Here is a 16,506-nt window from a genome sequence, read left to right on the forward strand (position 1 = left end):
GTGTGGAGCATATCTGTCGTGTTGAGGGCATAGCCCAGGTGCAGCGGGCGCCCCGCCATCATGAAGAGCAGGGCATCCCCCTCTTCGGCATCCTCGACCCGCCGGAACCGCGGGCGAAGCTCATCCACGGCGCCGCGCCGCAGCGCCTCGGTCATCGTGCAGGCGGGATCAGGGATGACCACGCCGCGCCGGGCGAGGTGCAGGGCAATGAAGAGCCCGAGGCAGTCAAAAGCGGTCGGGCCCCGCCCCCGCACCGCGTAAGGCAGGCCGATCCAAGCATCGGTCCACATCGCAAAAGCTATCGAGGCATCCGCGAGTTCAGCAAGGACACCTGAGCTTTCAGGCAGCCAACTTCGTCCTGAAGGAGGAAGACCAGCTCCCGGAGCTCGCCTCCCTCACGCCGCGCGCGACAACCATGCACCACGCATGCTGCGTCCCGGCATGGGCATGACCCTGCAGAGGCGGCAGCGCTGCTACCAGTTCCGCTCGCCACCGCGTGGCGACCGATGACGTAGGGCACATCTCCGAAATCAGCGTCTTGGCCGCCCTTCATCTCTGCCTTTCGGCCAGCACGGCGCAAGCCGCGCGCCGCGAAGGCCCGCAGGTTTCTGAGCATTTGATTTTCTCCTGTGGTCAGAACAGCGCCGGCGTCGTGCCAGGCGTCATCTCCAGATAGCCAAACTGCTCTTGCAGGATCGGCTCGATTGTCATCACGCCGCTGATGGTAAGGGCGTCATATTCAATGCCGGTGATCTCGACCTCGAACGGCCCGACCTCGACGATTTCGGGATGCGAGGTTAGCACGTAGACCACCCGGCCCAGCACCTCGCCGGTGATTGCCCGGAACTGGCCGATGATCTCGCGCGAAACGTTCGACGCGGTCCACTTGAGCACCGGGAAGCCTTCGTCTTCATCATCCGGAAGAGTGATCTCGAACGGAAACGGCAGGTATTCCTCGCCGGCATGTGCCACCGGCTCGTCGTTTCGAACGAAGCGCACGGGATCGCCCCAGTCAGGATGCGAAAGCTGCACGAGCGGCACCAGGACAGCAGCGCTGGCGTCGGCATACACCGCGGCGAGGAGGCGTTCGCTGACCTGCCTCATGGCAGAATCTCCAACTCGGCGGCGACACTCACACCGAGCTTGTTCGGCGTGATCTTGTACTCGCCCGCAAAGCAATAAGTGTGCGGCTTGCCGGTAACGGGATCAGTTGCCGAGAATGAGAGCACACCGTTTCCGAGGGCGGTCCGGTAAAACTCCTCGAACTGCGCAAGCTGCGCGACGGTGAGATACCCGATTTTTCCCGAGAACGGTCGCCGGGCGGCGCTGGTGCGCAGGCGGCGCTGCGGCGGGCCGACATCCGGCTTGTAGCGCAGGATGTGCCCAGTCGGGCCACTGAGTTGGTAGCCGCTCCGAGCGGAGAAAAACGGCAAGTCTGCTGGCCAGTTGGGCATGCTCATGCTCCTCTCGGTCGGCCCTTCAGGCCGAAGGTTTGGTTCATCATGTTTTGCCCGCGCTCGCTGCGCAGGTAGCCGCCAACCGCATTCTCGACCATGCGAACATTGATACCTGCGGGACTGGCCTGCACTTCGGCGCCTGTCCCCGGCAGCGTCTCGATGTGGACGGGGATTTCGACCTTCGGGGCCGTCTCGCGCCAGGCGCCGCCGCCCGTGGACGCGCCGGGCAGCGCCCCACCTTCGGCAAACTTCGGCACCTCTCGCCTGCGCAGCGCTTCCATGAACTCAAGCCCGTAGTAATCCACCGACGCGGCGGGCTGCATGAACTCGCCCCGCGAGCCCCAGAACAGCAGGTTGTCCTGCTTCTTGCTGCCGGGGCCTCGCAGCATGCCGACCGCACGCGGAACGCTCTGGAAGCCGCCACCCCCCGCGCGGCGCGGCAGCGGTCCGCCCGTAGAGTAAAGCCCACCCGAGACCATTGCGCCGGCACTGCCGGAATAGCCGGAGGTCGCGCCAGAGCCGGAGAACGAGAGCGTGCCACATGGCCCGAACACACCTTCCATGAGCAGGGCGAGTTGCTGCCAGACGGGGTCCCAAGCGATCTGCCAGAGCTTGTCGAGCAGGTAGTCACCGAAGTCGTCGACAAAGCCTCTCCACCCTTCCCTACCGGGCTTGAGGTTTTCGACGAGCCGCGACATCTCATTGCGATAGCGTTCAAGCCGAGCGGCGCGATCTTCATCGGTATCACCGGTTTCTTCGTCGCGCTTGTCAGCCGCATCCCGCGCCGCCACCAGCTTTCCGTAGGCCTCGGCCTGCTCATTGATCACGTCGATCAGTTTCCGCCCATCCTCAGCCAGGGCGGTCTCGGGGTTTATCCCAGCCTCTTTCGCGCGGCGCACCGACTCATATTGGAAGGTGAGCCGCGCCTGCGCCTCGACGCTGCGGCCGGCCAACTCCGCCTCGAGCTGCAGTTGATCGAGCTGTTCGCTGCCTGCCGCGATGACCTTCTGCAGGGCATCGGCGCGCGCGAGCGCGGCCTCTGCCGAGCTGGTGTTGCCAAATGCCGCGGCTTCCTCGAGGCGGCGCTTTTCGTTGATGCCGTTGTTGTGCCCGGCGAGCCCGCCAATCGCATCGGCGACGCCTTGCGAGTTGCCGCCGCGAAGCGCCGAGACAACGCCGCCGAGATCTCCGCCCGCACGGAATTCGCCCGTGCCGTAGTTGTGCAGCAGCGAGGCAAGGCTGCCCTTCTGATCGTCCGACAGCGCGGCGAATGCGGTTTCGCCGATCTGCGCGGTGATGGCATCAAAGTAGTCCCAGATCCGCCGATCAAGATCGAGCTCGGCTTGGGCGCGGGTGATCGTCATGCCCTCGGCGACCCGATGCGCCTTGCCATCCGGCGTGGTGTAGGTGTCCGACCCGTAGCCCGCGCGCCAGCCGCTGTTGTAGCGCTTGCCGTTCTTGTAGGACCAATCGGGATAGGCGTCCGGCCGAAAGTCTTCCTTGTCACGGATCAGCTCTTTGGCGGCGGCCACACCGGATCGGCCGGCGAGGATCGCTGCCTGAGAGCGGCTTTCCTGATACTGCAGGTAGGCCTCCCCTGCCCGCTTCAGACGATCGACCTCCTCGGCGGCGTCACGTGCGCTCTCGGCGGTCTCGTCAAAGGGCCGCTGCGCGGCGAGGCTCTGCTGCAAACCTTCGATCTCGCCGAGCTGCTCGGTCAGTTCCTTTTGCTTCGTTTCAACCTCGACCAGCCCAGCGACGTTCTCGCGGAACCCTTCGAGCTGCTCGGAGCGCACCTGCTTGCCAGCGATCACCGCCTCGTTCATTGCCCGCAGCAGCGCCTCGAAAGCCCGGCGGAGATCGGCTTCGCTGCTGGCGTTGGAGAGCGCCGCGAGTTCCTCCCCGAAGAGACCCGTCCGCTCGGCAAGCTCGGTGACCGCCGACAGGGTCTCGCTGCCACGGATCGGGCCGCCTGATCCAAGCAGATCGGCCATCGCGGTCGAGGCCTGTTCGATTGCGGGGCCCACCGCTTGCACCCGCTCGAAGGCGGTCGCGAACTCTCCAGCGGAGATCTCGAGATCGCCCGCCTGCTCCGCCATGCGCGCAAGCTGAGTGAGGTAACGGTTGGTCGGCATGCCAGGATCGGGCTTGCCGGTCTGCAGGTTGGTGCGAAAGAGCATGCGGTAGCGCGCAGCAAAGTCGTCGAAGCCGTCGCCGTCGAGCAGCGAATCGCCCATGGCCTTCTGTGCGTCCTGCAGCTCGCGGCCTATATCCGCCACCGCCTGCACCAGCGCGGCCCGCGACTGGGTCAGCATCTGCTGGGTCGTCTCGCTGACCTTGCCGCCAAGGTTCGCCTGCTCGTCGGCCGCGCGCTTGCTGGCGTCCTGGTAGGCCAGCAGCGCATCCGCGGCCTTCTGCGCCGAGGTCTCGGCGCGACCAATCGCGTCGGCCGCGGTGTCGGTGTCGATGCCCAGCGAAATCAGCGAAGCGGCCGTCAGCGCCAGCGACAACGGTCCGCCCAGCGTGCCCATGAGCAGGCGCCCGGCCATGCCAAGGCGGGTCAGCGGCCCGACAGCGCGGCTTGCCGCGGTGCCGACGCCTGCCGTGGCCCCGGCAATCTCGATCAGCGCTGCGTGCATTGCGACGCCTTTTGCGATCGCCAGCGTCATGCCCTTGCCGACCAGGTAGACCGTGAGCGCCTGCGCGACCCGCTCCACAACTTCCTGCACCTCGTCGAAGTTCTCTGTGAGAAAGCGCAGTGCATCGGTCAGGCGGCGCACGGCTTCCTCGGCGATCTCGAGCCCACCGCTCTGCGCAGATTGCAGCTGCAGGGCTTCCCAGGCCGAGGCCAGTTCTTTCAGCGCGCCGTCGAGACCGCGCAACCTGACTGCTGCCTGCTCCTCGGCCGACACCTCAGAGATCGCGGAAGCAAGCTCGCGGAATCCCTCGGCGCCGGTTTTTGCGAGCGCCGTCGCAGTCCGGATGGCATCGGTCCCGAAGATCGTCTTGAGCGCTTCATTGCGCGCTTCATCCGACAGACCGGCAAGACCCTCCTGCAGTTCCCCGGCGATCTCCGCCATGGTTTTCATCTTGCCGCGCGCATCGAAGAACTCGAGGCCAAGTTCCTGCATCGCCGCCGCGGCCTGTTTGCTCTCGGGCGTCAGGCGCTGAACGAAGGTCTTGAACGATGTCCCGGCGTCCTGACCGGAAGAGAAGTTCGAGGCCGTGGCGGAGAGCGACGTCAGGAAATCCGTGAGCTCGACGCCGGCCGTGCCGGCCACGCCGCCGGCCTGGCCGATCGCGAGGCGCAGATCGTCGAAGCCGAACTTAGAGGTAAAGGCCGCCCCGGTGACGCGATCGACCACGTCGGGAAGCGCAGCCGCCTCGAGGCTGAACTGCGCCATGAGGTCGGTCACCAGGTCGGCCGACGGGGCGAGCTCCGCGCCGAGCGCGCTGGCCAAGGCGAGCGAGGCATCGAGCGCGCCATCGAGGATGCTCGAGACCGCAACGCCGTTCTTCGCCAGCACTTCGATCGCCTCGGCCGCCTGCATCGCGGTGAAGGCGGTCGTGCCGCCGAGCCGCTTGGCCGCCGCCTCGAGGCTGGCAGCCTCCTGCTCGGTCGCCGCCGTTGCCGCCTGGACGCGCTGCATCATCGCCTGGAACTGCCGCCCAACATCGAGCGCGCCCTTGCCGAAGGCTACAAGCCCACCGGCGATCGCAGTTGTGCCCATGTAGCGGGCCAGGCGCTGCAGGGATGGGAGCTCGGCTGCGACCGAGCCCAGCGATCCCTTGAGCTGCCGCGCAGCGAGATCGGTTTCGCGCAGCCCTGCCCCGGCCGGGCGCGCAGCGCCCTGGATGAGGCGCAGGCTGCGCTCGCCACTGGCGCCGAGCGCGCGCAGGTCCGCCTCGAGCTGCTGCTTGCCAGCCGCCGAGAAGCGGATCGAATACTGGCGTTCCGTTCGGCTCATTCGCTCTTGTCCTCACGCTGCAGCGCCGCGGCCTCGAGAAGCCCGGCTTCCCAGCGCGGCAAGAGCAGCGCTGCAATATCTTCGGGAACGCCGCGCGCCTTCAGCAGCGCGAGGCAGGCGGGCATGTCGAGCCCGGCGTAGCCGCCGGGACCGATCCGCCGCTGGTGGAAGAGCTCGAGCCCGGCCGAGGCGATGGCCCGGCCCTCGATCGAGCGTGGCAGATGGGTGTCTTCGGGGCATGCGCCCTCGCCGCCGAACCTTGCGCAGGCGAAGCCGGGAGCGTCCCGGCAGCCGGCGCAATGGCTCAGCCCTCCGCTGTGGCGGTATCTGGCGAGGGCGCGGAGACGTTTCCCTCCATCTCCAATGCGATCCAGGGCGCCAGCAGCTCGCCGTGCAGCGTGGCGGAGACACCGGGGAAGAGTCGCATGAACTCGTCGAGCGTTTCCGAGATCATCGGAGCGGCGCTGCCGTCCTCGAGCTCGACCCCGGCCCAGCCCACCCCGAACCGCAGGAGAAGCAGCTTGACCACGTATCGCGCGGCGAGGCCCCGGAGGGCTTCGTCGTGTTCCGGTCTGAGATTCTCCTCATCGTGGATCTCGGCCTCGAGTTGCAGCTCCTCAGGCAGGTTCTGCCGGGCAAGCCGCAGCGCGGCCGCCTCGGCCTCGCGATAGTCCGCGTAGCCGAAGGGCTTGCAGGAGACCGTGACGCCGTAGCCGAGGTCGATCTCGCGCGGCTCGGAGCCGCGCCGGTGAAGACGCAGGACCATCAGGCCGGGTTGGCGTAGCTGGCGGTGCTGTTCTTGAGCGTGATGGTCATCAGCTCGGCACCGTCCGCAGGCCGATTGGCCCGCCAGTTGAACGACGACGACAGGATACCGCGCCCCTCTACCGGCACGCCTGTGCGCTCGAGCCGAACGTTCGGACAGACGATCTCGAGCGAGCGGGTCGCGCTGATCTCCCACTTGAAGCCCAGCGAGAAGGACTCGCCGGTATTGGCGAGATCGTAGATCACGCGATCCTGGAAGCGGGCGCCGAGCGTGCCAGAGAGTTCCCAGAAGCCGGACTGCATGGCGGCCGCAGTGGGCAGACCGTTGAGCGCCTCTTGGTCCGGCTCGATTCCGCTGTTCAGCGTCAGCGCCGCCTGGGTCACTGCCCCGGCGACCGCGCCATCCATCAGCAGCGCCGCCTGGAAACCGACCGGCACAGGATCAGGCGCATATTGCACGGGCGTCGCGTCGAGCGTGGTAGGCTTGCCCACCTCCTGGCGACCGGCAAGATTGAAGGTGACCCGCTGGCGCTGGCCGTTCTTCTGCCCCGAGAGCTCGAGCCCGGTCATCGCCAGGCTGTCCTGCACGAAATGCTGATTGATGCCGGTGTGCGAAATCCCGTGCGTCATGAGGCGGATCACCTGCTGGCGCGGCACGTCGAAGACGTGGCTGTAATCTTCGGTCCCGGTGGTCACCGGATCGCCGAAGAGCTGCTGCAGGTGCCAGCCGATCGAGTTCAGCCCCATTGGCACCGTCATGGAGCCCGTGAGGTTCTCGAGCCCCGCGACCACATCGCCCGGCATCGAGTCGCCGTAGGCGGCTTCGTCGTTTGCGAGCTCGCCGGTGGGCGAGACGTTGTAGGAATAGAAGGGCATCAGCCGGAACGCACCATCGGCCGCCGCCTCGGCGGTGCCAAAACTCGCCTGTTGGCGCGACAGCAGCCGCGCCTCGTTTCCACGCGCAAAGGTCATGGGATCACTCCATCGGGTTGTCGGGGGTTTCGTAGTAGATCGTCACCGGCAGCACGGCGCCTTTCAGGCTCTCCGCGCCATCCATGGGCACCACGTCAGTTCCCTGCGGGGCATTAACCCGCAGGTAAGTCACCGCGCCGCCAAGCGAGCGGTCGGCAAGCAGCAGCGCCACCACGCCCTGCATCAAGGCATCGAGGCCCGCGTCGCGCTCCTCGGCGTCCGATCCCTGCACGACGCACTCGAGTTCGATGTCGCGCTCGAACTCGCGCGTCCCGGTGCCGAGATGCTGCTCGCCCTCGTCCGGATCGGCCGGCTGGACATTGATCAGGCCCTCGGCCGGACAGGCATGCGGCAGCTCCGCCTCGCGCAGCACCCGCGCGGGATGCGGGGCCAGAGCTGCGACCAACGCGGCGATCGCGGTTTCATGGGTGCTTGGCATCATTTGCGCCTTCTCTTGCGGCGACGCAGCGTGCGGAACGCCGTGTCGATGTCTTCGGCAAGGCTGCGCATGGCGAGATGCAGGTTCTTGTCGATGTTGAGCCGGCGTTTCAGTCGAACGCGCGGCACCAGGAAGAACATCGGCACGGTCATCAGCCCGTGCCCAGTCTTCAGCGCGCGCTTGCTCTTCGAGAGCGCGTAGCCGCCCCGCTTGCCCTGGCGCTGGCGCTGGTTGTCGACCACCAGCAGTGAGGCGCCGTGCTCGCGATAGACAAAGCGCAGCGGCCCGAAGCGGTGCTCGGGAAAGTTCGACGGCGTGAGCCGCTTGCGCCCCTCGCCGAGCTTGGGGGCATCCGGGGTCGGGATCGCGAGGTAAAAGCCGTCGGCCGAGCGGATCGTTGCGCCCTCATCGAACACACGCAGCAATTCGGGAGCCTTGGTGTAGATGATCGAGGCGGCCGCCAGCGAAGCCTGACCGCGTGGATAGTCCTTCTGACGCCACGACCGCGCAAGGCGCGGACCAAGCCCGCCCGCCAGCACGTCCTGGCGCAGGAGCCGCTTGGCCCGCGCCCCGGCCGAACGGACCCCGGCGGTGATCGCGCGCTCGGCGAGATCGAGTTCCTCTTCCATGAACTCCTCGAGGTTGCCGGTCAGGGCAACGCTGATCCGCTCCTTCATGCAGGCTGCTCCACGGTGTTCAGCAGCACCTTGTAGCGCCGCGGGTCCCGCGTCCGGACGTGCTGCACCTTGCGTAGCTCGGACCCGATGCCGAGGATCGTCCCCTTGGAGAAGCCCTCGAAATCGGAGGCGAGGATCTCGAACATGCCAGCCTCCGACTGCACCTGCAGGCTGCGAAAATCAGCGATCTCATCCGGCCGCGCCGGAAGCAGCCGCACCGGGCGTGCCACGCCCTCGGGATCGAGGACAGCCTCGATCCCGTGACACCGGAAGGTCTCCTCGACGCTGCGAAGAAACGGGGCCATCGCGCTCAGTCCGCGGCGCCGGTATCGGCCGCGCTGGCGCCGGTGCTGGCCGCGCTGACCTCATTTGCACCGCTCGAGGCCGGGGCCGGATCGGTGGCGCCCGCCGTGGCGGGATTGGTCTTGGCGGCCGCAGGCTTTGCCGGGGCTGCCGCCTTGGCCGCAGCCTTCTTCACGGCGTCAGTTTCGGTCTTATCCGCGGCATCGGCGCCGACGCGCGCACCCTTTTTCTCTTTCTCGATCTCATCGGCGACGGCGGCTGGCACGGGGCCCGACCAGCCGGCCGGCAGCGTGCGCTTGGAGCTGGCATCGAGCTTGTAGGTGTGATCGCCGGTCATCTTGACGCGCACCAGATCGCGCGCCTTGGTCTTCTTGGCCATGGGTCTCTCTCCGAAGGAAGGGAAGGCACCGGCGCGGGTTGCGCCGGCGCCGGTTTATCCGATCAACTCAGCCGATCAGTTCGAGGTGTGACCGCGCACCAAGGTCGCGGGGCGGGTGCAGATCTGCGCGTTCTGCATCATCGCCTCGACATCCACGTAGCGATCTTCCTGGCGATCGGGGAACACGGCCGAATAGAAATCCTGGCCGGGGGTGTTCGCCATGCCGACATAATCGGGCGAGCCGTTGAAGGTGCGGAAGGTCTGGCGCGTGCCCACCGGGAAGATCGTCGCCTCACCCGCAGGGATGAAGTTGCGCGAGATAGTGGTGCCATCCTCCTGCGGCACTTCACCCTCGCCGAGGTACTCTTTCCAGCGGATGCCGCCGAAATCGAAGCCATCCGAGACATCATCGCGCAGCGGGTCGCCGCCGTTGGTGTTCTGGAAATACTTGTAGCGCTCTTTGAAATCGGCATGCGCCATGAGCTTGTCGGTGAACTCGGGATGAATGAGTGCCATCACGCCCGACATCACGTCGCCCTTGAGGTTGGTGCGGACATGGCGCGTCACCTCTTTGCACTTCGCGGCGAGATCGGTGGTGCCGGTTCCGAGGGTGAAATCGACCGATTTGCGGGTGACTTCGAACTTGTCGAAAAGATCGATCAGTTCGGAGCCGTCCGCGTCCAGAACTTTGCCCTGCAGGGCGCAGGCGCGGTGATACTCGCGGGTGATGTCGAGCGAGCCGCGCAGCTCGATCTGGCGCTCCATCACCTCGTCCTGCGCCTGCTTGAGCTCGGTTTCCGAGCCAAAGGCGCGAATGTTGTCGATGTCGTCGGCGGTAATGCGCGACTTGAGGCCGAACCGCTCGGTGCGGAAATCGACCATCTTGCGCTTGCCGCGATCTGCGCCGGGCAGCGCAGTGCTGCGCTCGGAAGAGTTAACCAGCTGGATGACGCCGTTTTTCATCTCGACCGAAAACTTGGTGCCCCGGATCGATTTGGCGACGAACAGCCCCAGGCTGCCGATCAGGCCCCACTGGTTCGGGACAACGCGGATCGCCTCGCCGAGCGCCATAGCGCGGAAGGCATCGCCCTTGAAAATATCGATATGAGCCATCGTGGCTCTCCTTTCGTGGAATAGCGCGCGCTGGCGCGGGAGGGATCAGCGCCGGGCGAACGCGGCGCGATGTGGATTAGCCGGCGACGATGCCGACCGATTTCAGTGCCTCGCAGGCACCGTCGCGGGCCGCCTCATCTGCAAAGCTGTTATCGAAGATGAGCCCAAAGCGGCGCACGCGGGTGTGCCGCGCCTGGATCACCGCGTTGACATCGGCCGACGCGGCCTTGGCCTCTGTGCGCAGCACGGCAACGGGGGTTTCGGAGCCGTCTGCGGCACCGGAGGCGCAGCGCACGTATTTGCCGGTGGCGGTGACCTTGCCGAGCACGGTGCCGGGCTCGAGGTCGGCGCCGGCGCCGATCACCGCGACATCGCGGGAATACTGCGCCTCATCGTATTGGACGAAATCGCCGGCGGTGCGGCCTTCAGTAAGGGGAGGCATCGGGGTCTTCCTTTCTGCCAGAGGTCAAAGAAAAAGCGCGGAGAAAGCCCCCGCGCCGGATCAGTTGAAGCGGGCTGCCATGCGATCCTTCATCGAGGGCTCGGCGGCCGAAGCGCCGGGTGCCGGAGCATCAAGGTCGGTGGCCTCGGCGTCGATCGAGGCCGAGAGAGACTGCTGCGCGCCGGCTTTCGGCGAGGCGGAGAGATGCGCGATCGCCTCGGCCGAGGGGATGTCGCTGTTGAAGGCGAAGCTCTTGGCGAGGTCTTCGCGGCCCTCTGCCTCAGGCGAGGTCAGGATCGCCTGGATGCGCGCCTTGGGGTCCTCGCTCGCGGCGGGGGGCACCGGGGCGGTCGCGGCCGGGGCGGCCGGGGCAGGCATGGTCGCGGCCGGCGCACGCGTGGTCGGCACGTCGGCCGAAGGCGCCGGGGTCGGCGCGTCCGCGTTGGGGGCGGGAGTCGGATTGGTCTTGTCGGTCATCAGGCTCTTTCCTTCTGCACTGGTGGAAGGCCGCGCGGGTCTGCGGCCGTAGAGGTCGTCAGCGAAAGCCTCGAAGGCCTCGCGCGGGTTGGCGATCTCGTCGGCGAGGCCCGCCTCGACCGCGTCAGCGCCGATCAGGCAGCGGGCTTCTGTGGCTAGTGCCGCCTCGGCGGTGAGCTTGGCGCCGCGGCCGGCGCCAACCGTCTCGGCGAAAATCGAGCGCAGTTGCTCCATTTCTGCCTGCAAGTCCGCCCGCACGCTCTCTGGAAGCGGGGCATAGGGGTTGCCATCAGCCTTGTGCGCCCCAGCCGAGATCACCGTCACCTGCACGCCCATCTGCTCGAGCAAAGCGCTTTTGTCGGCATGCATGCAGATGACGCCGATCGAGCCTGCCCCGCCGGTGCGCGGCATCACGATCCGGGTTGCCTGCGAGGCGATGGCATAGGCGGCCGAGAAGGCGTGATCGCTGATGAAGGCCCAGACCGGCTTTTTCTCGCGCAGCTCGCGGATTTGGTCCGCAAGCGAAAAGCACCCCGCGACCTCGCCGCCGTGGCTGTCGATCTCGAGCGCCACGCCGCGCACCATGCCGTCACTCGCCGCCATCTCGATTTGCGCCGCGAGCCCCTCGTAAGACGTCTGCCCGGAGCTGTTGCCGATCCATCCGCCCCGGTGGATCAGCGCGCCGGTCACCGGGATCACAGCAATCCCGTCGCGGACCCGGTAGGCACCGAGCCGGCCGCTGCGCATCCCCTCCTCGAGGCGCTCGTCGAGGAGGGACGCGCGCGCCCGGCGAAAGGCCTCGGGCGACGCTTCGGCGCCCACCACCTCAACCTCGGCGCCCACCAGGCGTGGGCCGAGCCCCATGATGAAGGCCGCGGCTTTCGTCGGCGCAGCCAGAAGCGGCGTGTGAAACACACGCTGCGCGATTTGCGGATGATGCATGATGTCAGTCCTCGGGGCTCAAGCTCGGGCCGATGGTCGGGCCCAGCAGCTTCGCGAAGCTTTCCTGCGCCGGGTGCAGCGTGCCCTTGGGCATGGCCGAGACCTCGCGCGCGATTTGCTCCATATTGTCGGCGTAGTCGGTCCCGGTGAGCTCGGCCGCCTCTTCCTCGAGTGTCGAGAGCCCCAGCGACACGCGCATCGCCGCGGCCTGCGCTTCCTTGACCGGATCGACGAACCCTTTGCCGGGTCCGATCCACTTGGCGCGGGCATAAGCCGGCCAGAAGGCGTAGAAGTCAGGCGCGCCGCGTGGCAGGCGCACATGACCATCCATGATCTGCTCTTCGAGCCAGGCCATGAAGAACGGCTGGCAGAAGCCTTGAGCGAAGGCGGTGCGGCGCGCGGTCCAGCCTCGCCAGATCTCGATCATCGCCGCCCGGGCGCTCGAGTAATTCGTCTTCGACCAGTCCGAGGCGAGTTGCTCGTAGCTGATCCCCATGCCCGACGCGATGTGCCGGAGCACCGCCGCCTCGAAATCGGCGAACTGCGCAGCCGGCCGGGCGGTCGGCACCATGCCGATCTCGTCGTTGGGATAGAGCGTGCTGATCCGCGCGCCGCCGATCTTCACCCCGCCCGAGCTGCCGTAGAATTCGTTGCGTCCACTCTGGTAATTGATCAGCGACTGCATGCCCTCCTCGTCGTCGAACATGTCTTTGATCGACTCCGGGCCCATCGGGCTCTTGATGAAGGCCGCGAGCACCGCGTTGATCACCGCCGCCTGCAGCTCGACCCGGCTGTAGTGGTCCTCCATGCGCAGCCGCTCGACGATCGGCGCGAGGCGGCTGATGCCTCTGGTCTGGCCGTCACGGGTCTTGTCGAAGAAGTGGATCACCTGGGGGCGGCCTGTCGCGGACTCGCGCCCGATCCGCTTCCAGGTCATCGCGTCCGACCCATCCGCCCAGCTGGTCGCGTAGTGACCTTGCCGGAAATGGTAGGCCCGCGCGACGCCGTCGCGGGTGATCTCGACGCCGCCGCGCAACCGCGCTTCGTCCGATGCCCCGTTCGGATTGCTCAGCAAATCGGGATCAACGACGCGCATGGTCGTCTTGAACGGCCGCCGGGCCCGCCAGTTGACCAGGGCAATCGCCTCGCCCTCGACGAGATAGGTGCGATAGGCCATGCCGAAGAGCAGCGGCATGGTCTGGCTGCGCGTGGTGTCGCAGAACTTGCGCGGGTCATCCGCGTAGGTCCGCCAGCGCGCCTCGATGGTTTCCTTGAACTCCTGCGCCCAGTCCGCATCGAGCCCGAGGGCGCGCCAGTCCGGCTTCAGGAGCGGCCGGAAGTTTGCGCCGATGACGCCATCCACCTCCTTGGCGATCGCACCGGCGGCCCAGCCATTGTTGCGACCGAGATCGCGGCTGCGCGCGGTGATGCGATCGCGCCCGGGCAGCACCTCGGCGTCGACGGCGCGGTTGGAGGGCAGGAATCCGGCAAGCGTGTCGATGCCAGTGTCGGCCGCGACATAGGGGGTGGAGCCGCCGAACCCGGCATCGCGGAGCGCGCCGCGCTTACGGGGAATGCGCGGGACCTCGGTCAGCGAACGCACCGCCATGTTAGAACCTCACCGGGCGAGACGCGAGGCCACCGCGCGCCAGGCCAAGCTGGCGGCGCAGCGAGGAGATGTAGCGGTGCAGCTCCGCCGCATTGGCCGGAGTGTATTCGGTGCGGTGCCCGTCGTAGCCGACAACCACGGCCTGACCGCCGATCCGCAGCTGGTGCAGCGCTTCCTCGGCCTCGGCCAGACGTTTCGTGAGGGTTTCGTTATCCACCATTTTGCTCCCTCAGAAGATCGGCGAGCCGCGTGGCCTTGCGGGCCGGCTTGCTCTTGGGTTTCGGTTGCGCGCCCGCGAGGAGCGGCAGAGATGCATCGAAAAGGTCCGGCTGTTTGTCCGGCGCTGGGGCCGAGCGCTCGGCGGTCAAGGCATCCCACTGATCGTCGGTCATCGCAGCCCAGCCCTTCCGGAGCGCGCCGGCCTCGGCGTAGTTCATCGTGTCGAGCGCTTCATTGCGGCGCGTCGGCTCGACCAGGACCCAGCGGCTGGTCATCACGCCTTGCTTGTTCCGGCTCAGCACGCGGTTCTCGGCGGTGATCATCCGGTAGTATTCGTCGCCAAGCGCCCGGGCGAACTGGATGAAGCCGCGCTCTTCGGGGTCTTCCTTGCGCAGGTGCGCATAGAGTCCCGCTTTCAGAGACGAGACGTTGAGATTGAAGGCGCGCTTCTGCGCCTTCTTCACCTTGCCGTCCCTGCGCCGATCGAACTTCTGGAGCGCCATCAGCGGGCCGTTCTCGGTGGAGCCGCCCTTGACGATGATCACCCGGCCCCAGGGATGGCGCTTCGCCCAGCTCCACACGTCGTCGGTATAGGCGCCGCCGTCGATCGCGAGGATGTCGAGCGGCACCCGCAGCCCCAGCTCGGTGCGCCACTCCTGGCGCAGCAGCGCGTTCAGCGCGTCCCGACCGGCCTCGTCGCCGATGTGGTGCGGGATCACCTTGTAGTCGATGACCCAGCGCCTCCGGTTCGCACCGAAGGCCACCAAGTGCACTTCGAGGCGGTCATCCTGGCAGTCGACACCCGCCGAGAAGATGAAACCCGTTGCGGGCAGAACGCCGAGCTCGAGCACCGCGCCGGGCTCGGCATGCTCGGTCCGGTCGCGCAGGGTCTCCCAGTCCGGCGCATCGGTCGCCTGCTCATAGGGCAGGCCGAGCACATCGTTGAAGAACACCTGCTCGACCGCGGCCTTGATCGGCTTGGCGGTTGCCGCCTTACCAGGCGCCGCGTCGCTCCCCTGCCCTTCGGCGGCTTTCGAGCGTCCCGCCTCGAGCCGGGTCCAGCCCATCATCTGCGCGTATTCGACCGCGATCGAGGCCCAGTCCCGCTGCGGTGCATAGGCGCGCCAGAGGTGAAAGCCCGGATGATCCCCGCCGCGGTTGTGGCGCACCCACTTGCCGAGGCGGACAATCTTTTCCTTCGACCCGTGACGGATCGGTTCCCGGCACCTCTCGCAGGTAAAGTGCGCAGCATGCAGACGCTCAGGCTCGAGGCTCGCCCTGAAGTTCTCCCAGGTCAAAGGCTGCTCGAAGCCGCAGCTCGGGCACGGCACGTGGAAGAGCCGCTGATCGCTCCGCTCGAAGGCCTCGCTGATCCGGCACGTCCCCTTGATCATCGCCGTGGAGACGCGGAGGATCTTGGCATCATCGAAGCCCGAGGCGCGGCTCTCGGCCAGCTTTTCCGGATCGCCCTTGTCCGAGCTCTCGAATTTCGAGAGGTCATCCATGATCACGAGGCGGCGGCTGGTTCCGGTCAGGTCGGCGGGCGATCCGGACGAGGCGACCTTCAGTGAGCCGTTCCGATCCAGTGTCTCCTGGTTGAAGATGTTGTCGCGGTTCTCGCCGCGCCCTGCTCCGAAGACCCGGATCAGCCCCGGCGCCTGGCGGCGCATCGGCATCCATTTGTTGTTGACCCACTCGCTCGCCGCGCTGCCGGTCGGGTGCACGATCAGCGAGTCGAGCGGCGTGTACTCATGCCAGGCGCCGAGCGTCGGCTGAATGATCGAGACCGTCTTGCCCCACTGCGCCGAGCCCCGGATGGTCACTTCCCGGCTCGGGTGCTCCGGCGAGAGCACCTGGTGAATCTCGCGCAGGAACTCGAAGCGCGCGATGTCGAACAGACCCGAGATCGGCGAGCGCTCGTCAAACTCGATGTTCTCGGTGCACCAGCGGGTGATGTCAGGGGGCGGCGGCGGCGCCATCGCCGCGGCCATGGCCGAGCAGACCACATGTCGCGCCGACGCAAGAAATCCCATCAGAAATCGACCTCGTCCTCTTCGCCGTCCATCGTGGCAGCTGTGGCCTCTTCAGCCATGGCCTCGGCCCGCGCGCCCCGGTGCTCGCGCCAGAGATCGATCACGAGTTTCCGCGCTTCCTTGAAATCGACACCGAGCTCGTCGGCGATCGCTCGAGCAGCGCGGCGCAGGAAGTCTTCGACCTGTGCCAGCTCGCGCGACAGAGCGCGCGTTGCTTCGCGTGCGGCTTTCTCCGCCAGAACCACGCTTCCCTCTTCAAGCATGTTCTGCCGGCGCAAACGCCGCGCCTCTTCCTCGACCTTCTGGATCCGCGCGAGCTCGTAGCGGTCCGGATCATTCCGGGGCAGCTGCCCATCCTGCCTCGGTGTCGGCGCGCTCGCTTCGGGCGCACCCGGTGCAGCTTCACCATCTCGCAGCCGGCGCTTCGTCTCGGCGCCGTTGCCGAGCATCTGGCCGGGGTCCAGCCTCTGCTCGAGGACCGCGCGGACCCTGTCGACGTTGAACCGCCGCGCCCGCCCGGCGCCGGTGAAACACCCGTCGAGCTTGCCCTCTGACACGTACTGGCTGATGCGCCCCTTCGAGAGGCCAAGTTCTTTCGCAAGTTCGGTCGTATTCATCTGCGACCTCCCAAGTCGTTTAGCTTCATCCCCTTGGTTTAGTTAGGAGTTTAGGCTTTTTCAGTTGTTTAGAGAGGCAAAACCCATGCCCTTA

The 16,506-nt window shown here is 66.9% G+C and carries 18 protein-coding genes; all 18 read right to left on the bottom strand.

Going from position 1 to position 16,506, the window contains the following annotated elements; translation table 11 throughout:
- On the bottom strand, positions 1-290 hold a 290-nt coding region (locus G0D83_RS18540), incomplete at its 3' end, for an NlpC/P60 family protein (protein WP_164196255.1).
- 343 nt (positions 291-633) lie between these two features.
- A complete protein-coding gene (locus G0D83_RS18545; protein WP_164196256.1) occupies positions 634-1,104 on the bottom strand; it encodes a DUF1833 family protein in 471 nt (156 codons plus the stop codon).
- Positions 1,101-1,454, bottom strand: coding sequence for a hypothetical protein (locus tag G0D83_RS18550; protein ID WP_164196257.1), 354 nt, complete (start codon positions 1,452-1,454; stop codon positions 1,101-1,103). Before G0D83_RS18550 ends, G0D83_RS18545 begins: the two co-directional genes overlap by 4 nt.
- A gap of 2 nt (positions 1,455-1,456) precedes the next feature.
- Positions 1,457-5,425, bottom strand: a complete 3,969-nt coding sequence (locus tag G0D83_RS18555) for a phage tail tape measure protein (protein ID WP_164196258.1) — start codon at positions 5,423-5,425, stop codon at positions 1,457-1,459.
- Entirely contained in the window at positions 5,422-5,550 is a 129-nt protein-coding gene (locus G0D83_RS32540) for a hypothetical protein (RefSeq protein ID WP_255455852.1), read from the bottom strand. Before G0D83_RS32540 ends, G0D83_RS18555 begins: the two co-directional genes overlap by 4 nt.
- Positions 5,551-5,729: 179 nt before the next feature.
- Positions 5,730-6,191: a hypothetical protein gene (locus tag G0D83_RS18560; RefSeq protein ID WP_164196259.1), complete on the bottom strand. Its 462-nt coding sequence runs from the start codon at positions 6,189-6,191 to the stop codon at positions 5,730-5,732.
- Complete coding sequence (locus G0D83_RS18565) at positions 6,191-7,162, bottom strand: phage tail tube protein (protein ID WP_164196260.1); 972 nt, start codon at positions 7,160-7,162, stop codon at positions 6,191-6,193. Before G0D83_RS18565 ends, G0D83_RS18560 begins: the two co-directional genes overlap by 1 nt.
- Before the next feature lie 4 nt (positions 7,163-7,166).
- Positions 7,167-7,604 (bottom strand): hypothetical protein, encoded by a 438-nt coding sequence (locus tag G0D83_RS18570; protein ID WP_235958135.1) that lies wholly within the window; start codon positions 7,602-7,604, stop codon positions 7,167-7,169.
- Complete coding sequence (locus G0D83_RS18575) at positions 7,601-8,278, bottom strand: DUF6441 family protein (protein WP_164196261.1); 678 nt, start codon at positions 8,276-8,278, stop codon at positions 7,601-7,603. The genes G0D83_RS18570 and G0D83_RS18575 overlap by 4 nt, the downstream gene beginning before the upstream one ends.
- Positions 8,275-8,583, bottom strand: coding sequence for a hypothetical protein (locus G0D83_RS18580; RefSeq protein ID WP_164196262.1), 309 nt, complete (start codon positions 8,581-8,583; stop codon positions 8,275-8,277). Before G0D83_RS18580 ends, G0D83_RS18575 begins: the two co-directional genes overlap by 4 nt.
- A 5-nt stretch (positions 8,584-8,588) precedes the next feature.
- Complete coding sequence (locus G0D83_RS18585; RefSeq protein ID WP_164196263.1) at positions 8,589-8,960, bottom strand: hypothetical protein; 372 nt, start codon at positions 8,958-8,960, stop codon at positions 8,589-8,591.
- A gap of 75 nt (positions 8,961-9,035) precedes the next feature.
- The gene (locus G0D83_RS18590; RefSeq protein WP_164196264.1) at positions 9,036-10,073 is read right to left on the bottom strand and encodes a major capsid protein; all 1,038 of its coding nucleotides are present in this window, start codon (positions 10,071-10,073) and stop codon (positions 9,036-9,038) included.
- A gap of 76 nt (positions 10,074-10,149) precedes the next feature.
- The gene (locus tag G0D83_RS18595; protein WP_164196265.1) at positions 10,150-10,515 is read right to left on the bottom strand and encodes a head decoration protein; all 366 of its coding nucleotides are present in this window, start codon (positions 10,513-10,515) and stop codon (positions 10,150-10,152) included.
- A gap of 60 nt (positions 10,516-10,575) precedes the next feature.
- Complete coding sequence (locus G0D83_RS18600) at positions 10,576-11,934, bottom strand: S49 family peptidase (protein ID WP_164196266.1); 1,359 nt, start codon at positions 11,932-11,934, stop codon at positions 10,576-10,578.
- 4 nt (positions 11,935-11,938) lie between these two features.
- Positions 11,939-13,543: a phage portal protein gene (locus tag G0D83_RS18605; protein WP_164196267.1), complete on the bottom strand. Its 1,605-nt coding sequence runs from the start codon at positions 13,541-13,543 to the stop codon at positions 11,939-11,941.
- Position 13,544: 1 nt separating this feature from the next.
- On the bottom strand, positions 13,545-13,760 hold the full coding sequence (gpW, locus tag G0D83_RS18610) for a gpW family head-tail joining protein (protein ID WP_370457267.1): 216 nt from the start codon (positions 13,758-13,760) through the stop codon (positions 13,545-13,547).
- The gene (locus G0D83_RS18615; RefSeq protein WP_164196269.1) at positions 13,753-15,795 is read right to left on the bottom strand and encodes a phage terminase large subunit family protein; all 2,043 of its coding nucleotides are present in this window, start codon (positions 15,793-15,795) and stop codon (positions 13,753-13,755) included. Before G0D83_RS18615 ends, gpW begins: the two co-directional genes overlap by 8 nt.
- Entirely contained in the window at positions 15,795-16,412 is a 618-nt protein-coding gene (locus tag G0D83_RS18620) for a helix-turn-helix domain-containing protein (protein WP_164196270.1), read from the bottom strand. The genes G0D83_RS18615 and G0D83_RS18620 overlap by 1 nt, the downstream gene beginning before the upstream one ends.
- Positions 16,413-16,506: the final 94 nt, after the last annotated feature.

The organism is Salipiger sp. PrR003 (assembly GCF_010500785.1).
Taxonomy (GTDB): Bacteria; Pseudomonadota; Alphaproteobacteria; order Rhodobacterales; family Rhodobacteraceae; genus Salipiger; species Salipiger pacificus_A.

What these genes read in the sequence shown, in the direction of transcription:
- G0D83_RS18585 (WP_164196263.1), bottom strand. Translation starts at nt 8,960, where the DNA reads ATGGCCAAGAAGACCAAGGCGCGCGATCTGGTGCGCGTCAAGATGACC.
- G0D83_RS18615 (WP_164196269.1), bottom strand. Translation starts at nt 15,795, where the DNA reads ATGGGATTTCTTGCGTCGGCGCGACATGTGGTCTGCTCGGCCATGGCC.
- G0D83_RS18565 (WP_164196260.1), bottom strand. Translation starts at nt 7,162, where the DNA reads ATGACCTTTGCGCGTGGAAACGAGGCGCGGCTGCTGTCGCGCCAACAG.
- G0D83_RS18605 (WP_164196267.1), bottom strand. Translation starts at nt 13,543, where the DNA reads ATGGCGGTGCGTTCGCTGACCGAGGTCCCGCGCATTCCCCGTAAGCGC.
- G0D83_RS18545 (WP_164196256.1), bottom strand. Translation starts at nt 1,104, where the DNA reads ATGAGGCAGGTCAGCGAACGCCTCCTCGCCGCGGTGTATGCCGACGCC.
- G0D83_RS18555 (WP_164196258.1), bottom strand. Translation starts at nt 5,425, where the DNA reads ATGAGCCGAACGGAACGCCAGTATTCGATCCGCTTCTCGGCGGCTGGC.
- G0D83_RS18620 (WP_164196270.1), bottom strand. Translation starts at nt 16,412, where the DNA reads ATGAATACGACCGAACTTGCGAAAGAACTTGGCCTCTCGAAGGGGCGC.
- G0D83_RS18595 (WP_164196265.1), bottom strand. Translation starts at nt 10,515, where the DNA reads ATGCCTCCCCTTACTGAAGGCCGCACCGCCGGCGATTTCGTCCAATAC.
- G0D83_RS18550 (WP_164196257.1), bottom strand. Translation starts at nt 1,454, where the DNA reads ATGCCCAACTGGCCAGCAGACTTGCCGTTTTTCTCCGCTCGGAGCGGC.
- G0D83_RS18580 (WP_164196262.1), bottom strand. Translation starts at nt 8,583, where the DNA reads ATGGCCCCGTTTCTTCGCAGCGTCGAGGAGACCTTCCGGTGTCACGGG.
- G0D83_RS18590 (WP_164196264.1), bottom strand. Translation starts at nt 10,073, where the DNA reads ATGGCTCATATCGATATTTTCAAGGGCGATGCCTTCCGCGCTATGGCG.
- G0D83_RS18560 (WP_164196259.1), bottom strand. Translation starts at nt 6,191, where the DNA reads ATGGTCCTGCGTCTTCACCGGCGCGGCTCCGAGCCGCGCGAGATCGAC.
- G0D83_RS18575 (WP_164196261.1), bottom strand. Translation starts at nt 8,278, where the DNA reads ATGAAGGAGCGGATCAGCGTTGCCCTGACCGGCAACCTCGAGGAGTTC.
- G0D83_RS18600 (WP_164196266.1), bottom strand. Translation starts at nt 11,934, where the DNA reads ATGCATCATCCGCAAATCGCGCAGCGTGTGTTTCACACGCCGCTTCTG.
- G0D83_RS32540 (WP_255455852.1), bottom strand. Translation starts at nt 5,550, where the DNA reads ATGCCCGCCTGCCTCGCGCTGCTGAAGGCGCGCGGCGTTCCCGAAGAT.
- G0D83_RS18570 (WP_235958135.1), bottom strand. Translation starts at nt 7,604, where the DNA reads ATGATGCCAAGCACCCATGAAACCGCGATCGCCGCGTTGGTCGCAGCT.